Origin of the sequence: Paenibacillus physcomitrellae, from assembly GCF_002240225.1 — a bacterium.
Lineage (GTDB): Bacteria > Bacillota > Bacilli > Paenibacillales > Paenibacillaceae > Fontibacillus > Fontibacillus physcomitrellae.
Genome location: NZ_CP022584.1, coordinates 1,882,497 through 1,894,752, shown reverse-complemented (window position 1 = coordinate 1,894,752; position 12,256 = coordinate 1,882,497). Strand labels below are relative to the sequence as shown.

The 12,256-nt window shown below is 49.7% G+C and carries 10 protein-coding genes and 1 pseudogene; 7 read left to right on the top strand and 4 right to left on the bottom strand.

Annotated elements, in window-relative coordinates; genetic code table 11:
- Positions 1-166: 166 nt before the first annotated feature.
- Positions 167-3,277 carry an alpha-mannosidase gene (locus CBE73_RS08550; RefSeq protein WP_094093882.1) on the top strand — a complete coding sequence of 1,037 codons (3,111 nt, stop codon included), beginning with the start codon at positions 167-169 and terminating at the stop codon, positions 3,275-3,277.
- A 112-nt stretch (positions 3,278-3,389) separates the two neighbouring features.
- Positions 3,390-6,044, top strand: a complete 2,655-nt coding sequence (locus CBE73_RS08545; RefSeq protein ID WP_094093881.1) for a glycoside hydrolase family 3 C-terminal domain-containing protein — start codon at positions 3,390-3,392, stop codon at positions 6,042-6,044.
- A gap of 310 nt (positions 6,045-6,354) precedes the next feature.
- Here CBE73_RS08545 and mnmA read toward each other — a convergent pair whose 3' ends face one another.
- Complete coding sequence (gene mnmA / locus CBE73_RS08540) at positions 6,355-7,494, bottom strand: tRNA 2-thiouridine(34) synthase MnmA (protein WP_157739462.1); 1,140 nt, start codon at positions 7,492-7,494, stop codon at positions 6,355-6,357.
- 261 nt (positions 7,495-7,755) lie between these two features.
- On the opposite strand from mnmA, the gene cymR reads away from it, so the two are divergent.
- The 5 genes and pseudogenes from cymR to CBE73_RS08515 all read left to right on the top strand — a co-directional run bounded on the left by cymR (position 7,756) and on the right by CBE73_RS08515 (position 10,604).
- Positions 7,756-8,175 (top strand): cysteine metabolism transcriptional regulator CymR, encoded by a 420-nt coding sequence (gene cymR, locus CBE73_RS08535; RefSeq protein WP_094093880.1) that lies wholly within the window; start codon positions 7,756-7,758, stop codon positions 8,173-8,175.
- 233 nt (positions 8,176-8,408) lie between these two features.
- Positions 8,409-8,783, top strand: a pseudogene (locus CBE73_RS08530) (restriction endonuclease); the annotation flags it as partial.
- Between the two features lie 55 nt (positions 8,784-8,838).
- Positions 8,839-9,051 (top strand): hypothetical protein, encoded by a 213-nt coding sequence (locus tag CBE73_RS08525; RefSeq protein ID WP_094093878.1) that lies wholly within the window; start codon positions 8,839-8,841, stop codon positions 9,049-9,051.
- Between the two features lie 321 nt (positions 9,052-9,372).
- A complete protein-coding gene (locus CBE73_RS08520) occupies positions 9,373-9,642 on the top strand; it encodes a hypothetical protein (protein ID WP_094093877.1) in 270 nt (89 codons plus the stop codon).
- Between the two features lie 434 nt (positions 9,643-10,076).
- Positions 10,077-10,604 carry a hypothetical protein gene (locus tag CBE73_RS08515; protein WP_229752687.1) on the top strand — a complete coding sequence of 176 codons (528 nt, stop codon included), beginning with the start codon at positions 10,077-10,079 and terminating at the stop codon, positions 10,602-10,604.
- 72 nt (positions 10,605-10,676) lie between these two features.
- Here the strand turns inward: CBE73_RS08515 and CBE73_RS08510 are convergent, their stop codons facing one another.
- From CBE73_RS08510 to CBE73_RS08505, 3 genes are all read right to left on the bottom strand, one after another.
- A complete protein-coding gene (locus tag CBE73_RS08510; protein WP_094093875.1) occupies positions 10,677-10,910 on the bottom strand; it encodes a hypothetical protein in 234 nt (77 codons plus the stop codon).
- A 261-nt stretch (positions 10,911-11,171) separates the two neighbouring features.
- On the bottom strand, positions 11,172-11,282 hold the full coding sequence (locus tag CBE73_RS22260; protein ID WP_217349727.1) for a YjcZ family sporulation protein: 111 nt from the start codon (positions 11,280-11,282) through the stop codon (positions 11,172-11,174).
- A gap of 111 nt (positions 11,283-11,393) precedes the next feature.
- Positions 11,394-12,212, bottom strand: a complete 819-nt coding sequence (locus CBE73_RS08505; RefSeq protein ID WP_094093874.1) for a cupin domain-containing protein — start codon at positions 12,210-12,212, stop codon at positions 11,394-11,396.
- Positions 12,213-12,256 lie beyond the last annotated feature (44 nt).

The window sequence follows — 12,256 nt, the reverse complement described above, 5'->3', positions numbered from 1 at the left end:
ATAAGTTTATGCCGGGAATTGGAGGGATAGATATCGAATATGAACCCGCAAAGCTTTTTAAATAAATTGAATTGTATTTTGGCTGGTAAAATGAAATAATATGATATATCAAATAGAAAATATTCTAGGCCTTATTACTATTCTTAAGCAGGAGGGTGAAAGGATTATGCTGAATGAAAAGCAGATCGACCGCATGCTGCGCAAATTAACGCGGTTTGAAACGACGCTGGAGCCATTGATCTTTGAAACGATTGACCAGGTGGCCATGCGCAAATTCCACACCGATCGGCAGTGGCACCATATTCCGGACGACAGCAGGTTCGAGGAATGCTTGCCCGGGGACCATTATCAAGGTGAAGGAACCTATTGCTGGTTTAAAGGAACCTACACCGTTCCTTCGCGATATGCAGGGAAGGCGCTCTACATCAAACCGGAAATCGGGGGTTATGAGGCGCTGCTGTGGGTGAACAACAAACCCTTCGGCACCTTTGCCAGCAAAATTGTCGTAACGGGACATGGCAACCACTATTGCGATCTGCTCAAGCAAAATGCGGCTGCGGGCGAGGTAATCGATATCGCTATCGAATATTACGCCGGGCATTATGTTAAGGGCTGTATGCCTTTCGAAGAACTCGGAATGCGCAGTTTTGACTATGAATACGGCGGCGTCCAAATCTGTCTGATGAACGAGGAGATCGCGGAGTTCTATTTTGATTTGAAAACGCTTAACCAGCTCGTCGCCGAATTGGACGCCAACAGTTTCCGGCGGGCCGAGGTCGTGAACGCGTTAACGGAAGTACATAAGGTGCTGTACTATTCGTATGAGGCGGTCGAACCGGAGGACTTTTTCGCCGCGCTGCGGAAAGCGGGTCCTTATCTCAAGAAGGCGCTCAAGGCTACGAACTCTGCGTCCGCACCGTTCGCCGGCTTGATCGGCCACTCGCATATGGATACGGCTTGGCTGTGGCATCGGGATGAAACGATTAAGAAATGTGCCCGCACTTATTCCAACCAGATCAGCCTCATGCAGCGTTATCCCGAATACAAGTTTATTCAAAGCTCCTCTTACCATACCGAAATGATCCGCAAGCATTACCCTGCCCTGTTCGAAGATATTTCCCAAATGGTGAAGGAAGGAAGATATGAGCCAAACGGCGCGGTGTGGGTGGAATGCGACTGCAATCTGACCTCGGGGGAATCGATGATCCGCCAGTTTCTGTGGGGACAGCGCTATACCCGGCAGCACTTCAATTACACCTCCAATGCATTCTGGCTTCCCGATACCTTTGGATACAGTGCGGCTATTCCGCAGATCATGAAAGGCTGCGGCGTCGATTATTTTCTGACGACCAAACTGGGCTGGAACGACACCACGGACTTTCCGTATGAAACTTTTTACTGGAAAGGCATCGACGGAACGAAGGTGCTCACCCATTTCAACAAAACGCATCTATGGCCTGATGCAGCCAGCCTGATCGACTACGTCGTGGACGGCAAACACAGCCGCGACCCGATCCGCGAGAAAACCGTGAACAACATGAGGCTAATTTCATACGGGTTTGGCGACGGCGGCGGCGGTCCGCAGTTTGAAATGATTGAAATGGCCCGCCGGGTTCAGGATTTGGAAGGCGTACCCCGCTCTGCCCACATCACGGCCGGAGAATTCATGAGACAGCTCGAGCAGTCGGTCGTGAATCCGTCCACCCATACCGGTGAGCTGTACTTGCAGCTGCATCGCGGAACGCTGACGAACCAGCACAACATCAAACGCAATAACCGCAAGGCCGAGTTCCTGCTGCGCGATCTCGAGTACGTTACGGTCCGCGAAGCGGTTCAGTCCGGCCGTATCGTCTCTGACGAAGGCATTCGCCCGCTGATGGAAACGCTGCTCGTGAACCAGTTTCATGACACACTGCCCGGTACTTCCATTCCGAAGGCGCATGACCAGGCCCTTACGGAAATGACCGAACTGCTGCAAACGGGAAGTAAGCTGCTGTACGAACGAATCACCGTGAGTCCGGAAGCCCAAACGATGTCCATCATCAATACGCTGTCTTTTGACCGCACGGACACGGTCTATCTGCCTGTCGACGGGGATTGGCGGGTCGAAGGCAGCTACGGGCAGCAGATAGTCGAAGACCTCGAGGGCAACCGTATGCTTGCGGTATCCGGCTTGACCGTACCAGCGCTGTCGGCGGTTTCTCTCAAGCTGGTTCCAGGCGAGCCGGCCGGTGTTTCTCCGTTCGCATATGCTGTTGATACGCTGCAAACGCCGTTCGCCCGCGTAACTTTTGATGAAGATGGTTATATCGCCTCGTTCGTGGATCAAAGAAACGGCCGGGAGCTGCGCGGCGACGGGCAACCGCTCAATACGTTCCTGATGGCTGAAGACGTCCCTCAGGCTTGGGATAACTGGGATATCGACGCCGACATCGAGCTGAAGCTGGCACCTTCCGCCAAGCTGCTGTCCCGCCAGATCGTCGCTAACGGAGCAGCCGAATTCCGGATTCGCAGCCAGTACCGGCTGTCGGCGCGCTCGACTTTGCGGCAGGATATGATTTTCTTTGCGTCGAGCCCGGAAGTACGGTTCGAGACCGTTATGGATTGGCAGGACGAACACCGTTTGCTCAAAACGGCGTTCAGCACGTCCATTCTGACTGATTTTGTCCGCCAGGAGGTGCAGTTCGGATATCTGCGCCGCCCTACAACGCGGAACACAAGTGAAGAGAAAGCCATGTTTGAGGTGGTCAATCACAAATACAGCGATCTGTCGGAGAATCGTTACGGAGTCGCCCTACTCAACGATTGCAAATACGGAATTTCCGTACAGGACGGCGAAATGCGGCTGACCCTGCATAAAGGCGGTATGCGTCCTGATTTCCGCGGAGACAAAGGCGTGCACGCCTGCACTTATTCGTTCTATCCGCATGACGAGGGTTTCGGCGCGGCTTCAGTCATCCACCCGGCTTATGAGCTGAACGTCCGGCCGATTGTCGTCAAGGGTAAAGTCGATGGAAACCAATTTGCGAGTGTCGACGCCGACAATGTGCTGATCGAAGCGATAAAACCATGCGAGGACGCTGAGCGTGCGTTCATCCTTCGTTTATACGAAGCGGAAGGAACCTACACGCGTACAAAGCTGACCCTTGGCGGTCAGGCCAAAGCAAAGGAAATAACCAACATGCTGGAAGAAACCGTAGAGCCGTTGAACGGAAAAAGTGAGTCCGAACTGGTCTTCCGGCCGTTCGAAATCAAAACGGTAAAAGTTACTTACTAAATAAAAAATGCAGCCCCAGCCGTCCGCTTTGTCCGATTACCGGGTCGCAGGCGGCATGGGGTACTTACTATTACTATTATAATATTCGATCATAGAGAGGACGGATCGTACCATGAAATCACAGGAATATGCGTACCGCAACGCGAATTTACCGGTTAAAGAACGCGTGGAGAATCTTTTATCCCTTATGACGCTGGAGGAAAAGGTTGCCCAGATGGATATGATCCGCGGGGTGGAGCTTGCCACCAAAGTACATGAGGCACACTTTTGCGCCGTGGCGGAGGATTCCGATTTCCACTGGGACCGGGTGGAGGCCGGGATTGGGCAAAACGGAATGGGCTTCGTTCACGACGTTTATTCCTCTCCCCGCGTGCTGAACAAGCTGCAAAAATATTTCGTCGATAAAACACGTCTGGGCATCCCTTGCTTGTTCACCGGAGAGGCGCTGCACGGTATCAACTATCCGGGGGCCACTGTGTTTCCAATGCCGATCAACATGGGAGCGACGTTTCATCCCGAGCTTGTCCGGGAGATCGGCCATGCGATCGCTGCCGAAACCCGCAGCCTCGGCATCGCCGAAATTTTGGCGCCCAACCTGGACTTGGCGCGGGAGCCCCGTTGGGGGCGGGTGGAGGAGACCTTTGGGGAGGATACCTTTTTGTCAGCATCGATGGCTTACGCCATCATAACGGGCGAGCAAGGCGATGATATTTCCGCTCCGGACGCGGTCGTCAGCGAGCCGAAGCATTACTGCGTACACGGCATTCCCGAAGGAGGCACAAACTGTTCATCTGCCCGCGTTGGTGTACGCGAGATTGAGACCAGCCATCTTCCGGTATTCGAGGCAGGCATCAAGAAGGCCGGCGCTTACAACGCCATGGCTTCCTACAACAACATCGACGGGGAGGCGGTAATCTCCTCCGGGCATTATTTGCGTGAGGTATTAAAGGAGCGTTACGGCCTGAAGGGTTATGTGCGCGCCGACTTCGGAGCGATCAACCGGCTCAAGACGCAGCATTTCATGACTGCAGACAGCAAGGACAGCATCGAGATGGCGGTGAATGCCGGACTGGACGTGCAGGGCTTCGATTTTCCGAATTCCTATTGGCAGGATACGCTGGTTCAGCTCGTCACTGAAGGCAGGGTTTCGCAAAGCACAATCGACGAAGCCGTAGGACGTATTCTCCGGGTGAAGTTTGAACTGGGCCTGTTTGAACATCCCTTTACGGACGAGAACCGCTACCGGGAGGTCATCCGCTGCGATGAGCATAAAGAGTTGTCTTATCGGGCCGCCCGAGAGTCGATTGTCCTGCTCAAAAATGAAGCAGACATTCTTCCCCTTCCGAGAAATGGCGGCAGCATCGCCTTGATCGGCCCAAGTTCGGGACACCAGCGGATCGGCAGCTATTCCTCGGTTCCTTACGGCTATGAGGTGCATTCCGTTTATCAAGAGATCGTTAAGGCCGTTCCGGGGGTGACGGTCCGGCAGAGCGACGGCTGCGGCATCACCGAATACGACATCGACCTTATTCCCGACTCTTGGTACACGGACGGAGTAACGCTGACTTATTACAACAACGGCCGTTTTGCCGGTGAGCCGGTGGGGCAGGACCGGGCGAATCGAATCAACTTTAACTGGATTTTGGCCAAACCGCATCGCGATCTCGATTTTGTAGGCTACTCGGTGCGCATGACCGCCAAATTGAAGGTGGACACCCATGATTTCGGAGACGCCGAGCGCTTTACCGGCCGGCTGGTGTTTACCTCGGGCGACAGCGTTCGGGTGAAAATAGATGGTGTGACGGTGATCGAGAGCTTCGGGGCCCATAAAATGAGAATTCCCGAATGCGAGTTTACTTTCGAGAACGGAGCCGAGCATGAGCTGGAAGTTGAATTCGTCTGCGATGTGAACGGCAATCAGCTGAGCCTTTGTCTGGACAGCAGAACCGGGCGCATGGAGGAAGCTGTCAGGCTGGCCGAGGAATGCGACACGATCGTGATTGTCTGCGGCGACGACAAGATGACCAGCGGCGAAGGGATGGACCGGACTGACCTGCGTCTCTACGGCAAGCAGCGCGAGCTGATCGAGCGGGTTTGCGCGCTCGGGAAACCGACGATCCTCGTGCTGGAGAACGGCAAGCCGGTGGATCTCAGCTACGAGAACGAGCATTGCGACGCCATCCTCGCGGCCTGGTTCGGCGGGGAGTTCGGAGCCAAAGCGATCGTGGATACGTTATTCGGGTTCGTCAGCCCATCCGGGAAGCTGCCGATTTCCTTCCCCCGCAGCGTGGGGCACACCCCCTGTTACTACACGCTGCTTCCGGGCGGCAGCGGGGAATACCTGGAGGGCACGCGCAGAGCGTTATTCCCGTTCGGGCATGGGCTCAGCTACGCCTCGTTCGCCTATTCGGAATTAAAGATTGCGGCGCTCGATTCGCCTTACGGCTTCCGCATATCGTTTAGCGTTACGAATACCGGCGCCGCTTTGGCCGATGAGGTGGCCCAACTGTACATCCGCGACGTAACCAGTTCCATCGTTACGCCGATGAAGCAGCTGCAAGGCTTTCAAAGATTATCCCTCACGGCGGGAGAAACGGCGATGGTAGAAATCGACCTAGGCTTCGACAGCTTCAAATTGCTTAATAAACAATGGGAATGGGTCGTCGAGGAAGGCGAATTCGAAATTATGGTTGGAAGCTCCAGCGAGGATATCCGCTTAAAGCAGAGTCTTGTTATCGACGGAAAAGGGAGAGAACGGCCTGAATAAATCAGTTGATCTGAATGGTTGCTCGGCGATCGAGCGGTTAGTGTGATGTGCCTTACGGCCCGGGTATAACCTTCTTCGCCGTGAAGCTTTTGCTTTTTTTGCTTTGCCTGTTGGTAACTAGGGTTGATCCATGCTACATGAATGTACAAAGAAACCGTCTCTTTTTGGCTAATGGTTGGATGGTACCTCCATTTTCCCAAGGAACGGTTTCTTTTTGTTTAATGAAACAGAAAGGAGGCTGTCCCTCAGTCATCTCGATGACTTTTGGGACAGCCTCCTTCTGTATAGGTCAGTTTTGTTTCAATGCAGATTATCGGGCAGCTTTTAGAGCAGCCGTTTCATAAGGAACCTTATCCGCGGTTTCAATAATGCCGCCGCCGAGGCAAACCTCGCCGCCGTAGAAGACGACCGCTTGTCCCGGCGTAATGGCTTTTTGCTGCTCATCAAAAGCGACATGAACGGTATCATCCTCGCGGAAGGTGATCGTGACGCCTTGATCCGGCTGGCGATAGCGGAATTTCGCCGTGCAGTGCAGGGAGCTTCCCGCTGCCGGGCGGTCACCGGCAATCCAATTCAGCCCGCTGGCAACCAGGCCTGTGGAATACATGCTTGGATGTTTGTCGCCTTGGACGACGTACAGGATGTTGCGTTCCAGGTCTTTTTCCGCTACGAACCACGGTTGTCCGTTACCGGAACCGCCGATGCCGAGCCCTTGACGTTGGCCAAGCGTGTAATACATCAGCCCGTCGTGGCGGCCTTTCACTTCGCCGGTTTCAATGTCCACCATATCGCCGGATTTGGCCGGCAGGTAGTGGCTCAGGAACTCGCGGAAGTTGCGTTCGCCGATAAAGCAGACGCCGGTGCTGTCCTTTTTCTTCGCGGTGTACAGTCCTGCTTCTTCGGCAATGCGGCGTACTTCCGGTTTCGGCAGGTGGCCGATCGGGAACATAGCTCTCGACAGCTGCTCCTGGCTCAGCGCATTCAGGAAATACGTTTGATCCTTATTGCTGTCCACGCCGCGCAGCAGCTTGAACTTGCCGTCTTCTTCCACAACGCGGGCGTAGTGGCCGGTAGCCACGTAATCCGCGCCCAAATCGAGCGCTTTGTTCAGGAATTCGCCGAATTTGATTTCGCGGTTGCACATCACGTCCGGATTCGGCGTGCGCCCCCGCTTATATTCATCGAGGAAATAGGAAAATACTTTATCGAAGTACTCCTTCTCGAAATTGACGGTGTAGTAAGGAATGCCGATTTGTTCGCAGACGCGCCGTACGTCTTCGGCGTCCTGCTCAGCCGTGCAGTAACCGAGTTCGTCGGTGTCATCCCAGTTTTTCATGAAGATGCCGATCGGCTCGTAGCCTTGCTGTTTGAGCAAAAGTGCGGTGACGGAAGAATCGACGCCTCCCGACATGCCTACGATTACTTTTGGTTTTCCAGATTGTTCTGGCATAGACTTATCAACTCCTCTGGACTTGAAGGGTCCGAATATTGATGATTGCTCTCAGTGGCAAGCTTGGAAGTTTCCTAAACCCCTGTTCGTATGTTACGATAGTTTAAGTTGGGAATTTAGGGTGCAAAAATGCAAATGCAAACTTGCTTGTTTTAGACTTCCCGCATGAGAGGCGTTATTTTGGAACTTGTTACACTTAGTATAACAAATCCAAAGTTTTATTATATAAAAAATGCGTACAAATTGAAAGAGGTGCCCGGTTTGAAAATTTCAACAAAAGGACGTTACGGTCTGACTATTATGATGGAGCTTGCGGCCAAATACGGGGAAGGCCCAACTTCTTTAAAGAGCATTGCCGAAAAAAATCAGCTTTCCGAACATTATCTGGAGCAGCTGATCGCTCCGCTGCGGAATGCCGGTTTGGTAAAAAGCGTACGCGGCGCTTACGGCGGTTATATTCTCGCTAAAGAAGCGACCGAAATCACGGCTGGAGATATTATCCGTGTCCTGGAGGGACCGATCTCTCCGGTGGATTTCACCGAAGAAGATGACCCCGCCAAACGCGACTTGTGGCTGCGCATCCGCGACAGTATCGCCGACGTGCTGGATTCCACCACGCTGGATAGTCTGGTGAATTATGAGGATCATGAGACGAATAGTAATTTCATGTTTTATATTTAATTGAATTTGAGCTATTGCTGCAAATCAACCTTGATACTAAAAAGGGAAAGAGGCTCCTTCGGGAGCCTTTATAGTTTCAGAAAATCACACAAAAATAACATTCTCTGCTAGAAGTGAAATTTTAATATATTAGCAAATTGCTGAGTAAATTTTTTATTAGCGTCCGGCTTCATCTTTTCTGTTACATGAATTCTGCGCTTGCAGCACCTTTTTTTGTTCAAGGGGGAGAATTAATGACAGCAATTTTGGCTGTTCTTATAGGTGTAATCATCTTTATAAGAGTAGTCATCATTAAGTTGCCGAGCAAGCAGCGTACATATTCTAGAAATGTAGAAATTGATCGACTTAAGATTACAATCAAGGACATTGATCGTATGGAAGACGGCAGCGGCTTTGAAGAATACCTGTACAGATTATTCCTTGCTCTTGGATACAAGGATGCTTATAAAACCTTAGGCAGCCGGGATTTTGGTTCCGACCTTGTCTTTACGGATCGTGAAGGATATAGAACCGTGGTTCAAGCAAAGAGGTATTCTTTAAGTAACCCTGTTGGACTAGGAGCCGTCCAAGAGGTTTATGGATCAATGAGGTATTATAGAGCCAAGAAGGACTAAAAATCTGAGAAGAAAGTCAAAGATGTCAAATAGTTCAGGAGGTGAACCAGTGGATCAGAATACCGATCAATATATTCAGTACATAAACGGGATATCTGGGAATATTGGAAGGATAGCAGATAGTATAACTATTAAAATAGGGGATACTATGAGGAGCATTCAAGAATTGAATGGGACATTACAAATTACTAATATTCTTCTTGGTATTTTAGCTGTAATCTCGATAGCTAATTTTGTTTTAAAGCTTAAAAGACGACAATAACAAAGCCCGCTTGACCTTAATCGGTCGGCGGGTCTTTTTATTTTCCCATTTAACAAAATATAAAGTTAAACTTCACATGAAAAAATAATATTAATGCCTAGATAAGATACAAGGAGTAGTTGATGCTTGTTTCTTTATACCTAAGTTTATAAAATGGTATATTTACTCTGACCGAGCCTGCTCAAGTTAAATAATAACAACTAATTTATATGGGAATTAGTGGATGATAAATCTGCGTGGTACAGTACTAACTATTGTGCAGAATTATACACCTCTTTAAAATCTTCATGATAGCTAGATGTACAGAAGGAGTGAGTTTAAATGATTGATGTGAAGAAAATTGTTGAACGCATACAATTAAGAAGAACAATATTGGAACAACTGTATGAAATCTTTTATTCCGGTGGTCCAGAAGCATTTTCTGGAAAAACTGAAGCTTTGGTCGGAACAAAAGAAGAACTATATACCGATAACGAAAGACATAAAGCATTTCACTATTTATTGGGTAAGAAATACATTAATATTTCTTCATCAGGAGGAACACTAGAACGATTAGCTGTTTTCATTACTTCTGATGGAATTGTTATGTAGAGTCCTTGCATTTAAATGATGATAAGTAGTTGTCGGGAGAAAGAAAGGGCACCTTGGTATAATTCCCAGGCGCTCTTTTTATTATCTGCTAGCCGAAACGATCTGATTAACAGCAACATGCCCTAATTCCTCCGATTTATAATGACTCATTTTTAGGCAAAAACCGTCACTCCCTACATGGAAAAATGATTTTATAATAAATAGAAAAATATTGGCAATGTTCGAGTGTTCAAAAGTGGTACTCCAGCATCATCAATAATCGAACCACCGGCATGATGAGCTTCAGCCGTCCTTTAAGTGGGGCGGTTTCCTTAATCCCAACAACCAATATTATTCACAGACCAAGTTAAATAGAGCAATAAAGTCATAACTGTCACTCTAGGCACCAGCCCCGCATACCATACTGTATCTGTTAGCGGGAGGGAATTGTTCACGTGTATAATAATGCTTATCATTCGGTTTTAGATCAAATTCTGGCGGCGTGGCCAGAGGAGCAAAAGAATACGGTTCATCTGTTCATCCGCAAATACGGCATGCCTCAAGATTTCAGCTGGACTAAAATTACTTGGTATAACAATGGCCCGTGGAAACGTACGGTTGTTCATCTTCAAACCGTGCCTCATAATACTCCGACACCGCATCTGGATTACTTGGAGCAGACCATTGATTACAAGGTTCCTGTCCAGTTTTACGATGATTTAGCGTGGTTTGACGGCAGCTTGTATCCCGATCGGACGGCTGGTGAAGCTACAGCTAAATGTGATCTGGAAGCGGCTAATTTTATGGCTTTAAACTTGATGCACGACATGGTGACAGGCAGAAGAACGGCCGAAGATGCACGCCAGGCGGCTGTGGAGATCGAAAAAGGGTTCCGGCTAAAAGGTCAATATTCTCCTTATGCCACAGGCTTTTTATTCCCAAGACAGTCTCAAACAGCCGATCCGGATGTCAGTGCTTTCTAAGCGTCCCATCTCAAACTTGCATATGTACTTGTATAAGTTTCGGAAAGAATAGCCTCTCTGATTGCCGGAGGACTATTCTTTTTTTTGGCCGGTGGCAGCTCTCTTTTGCTTCATGATCCACATGACCTCTCCGATACATCCCCCGAGAAACAAATAAACAGGCACTGTAGAAGTCAGCTCAACCAGGAGATCGGTCGGGGCTAGATGAATTTTGCCTTCTAGTACACGAATGGAAACAAACAGGGTGGAGGTCAACCCGCCCCAAAGGAGCATGCCATTCAGCAGTATGTATTTGGTTTTACTCAAAGGGATGAACCTCCCTCTTATTAATTGGATTGGAATTTATATCCATAATAACACAGAACTCAAAGCCCAGGGCGTAAGAAAGAGAATTGTTATCCCTGGGAGAGTCGAAGGGATAGCCAGATGAGAAGACTTGCCTGGTCTTGAGCATACAAAACTATAAAGCGGAGCCGGGAAGCAGTTGAAATGCCAAAAAGCCCCCCGCGTTAGCGGAGGCTTTTTGGCTTAATAGTCGACGATCGGCCGATTGAATCCTTTAGCAGGTTACACCAGGAAAGAACGGCTGATGATTACCAAAAGGATAAACAGAACAAGGATAGCGCCAGTTGATGTGAAAGCGCCGTAGCCGGCACCCACTCCACCTACTTCACTCATGGTTTCAACCTCCTTTGGTTTGACTATGCTGTATCTTATGCTGCGGGAGTTTGAGGTGGACTAGACAGCTTTCCTATTCCGCCATTGTCTTGGACAAACAGCCCGGCAGGATTAACGCTCCCAAATGCTGTAGTATCTCGGCTGCTGGGACTGCGTTTGTGTTTGCGTTTGCGTCTGTGTTTGCGTCTGGGCTGGCGCCGTATAGGCTTCATTATAAGGATACTGCTGGCCATTCCATTGTCCGGCGCCTGCGTCGTACTGCTGTCCATAAGTTTGACCATATGTCTGGTTGTTGTACGAAGCCTGCTGGTCTTGGCGGGCTGTAGGCTGATTGTAGTATCCGGGCACCATGCCGTGTCCGATACCGATACTGGCATTAATGCCCGATGGTTTGCCGTTTACGCAGTTGTTTGGAGGGCCGATCACCACGGAATCGGTAATAGGAGCTAAAGTTTCTTTAACCATCGCTTCGTTCAGGCAGTAAGTGTGGGCAAACACGTTAGCCGGCGTCAGGCGGAGCAAATCCGAGCCGAGGATAACTTCCGGGGTCGGCGCGTCGAAGATAGCAAGCAGATGCGTGTTATCCTCCGAGGCGATTTCATAGTGCCACCAGCCTTGAGGCACGTTGGCAACCTGACCGGGTGTAATGGGCAGATTAATGAGCTTTTTTGTAAAAGGATTGATCACCGAAACAACGGCAGCCCCCGAAATGCAATAGACCAGCTCTGAGGCGTTTTGATGCGTATGCGGTTCAACTACATTGGATTTGCTGAGGTAGATATCAAGCAGAGAGGTATTGCCAAGCGTATTAAGCTGTTGGACACCAAGGGCGTTGATCAGGTTATGGTTGTCCTTGGTGAAGAAATTGTTATTCTTCAAATCGTAAGTAAACTGCACGGAAGGTGAGGTGAAATCCATATAAGATACCATATTTCTCTACTCCAACCCTTCAATCTAAATTAGGCTGATGCCCG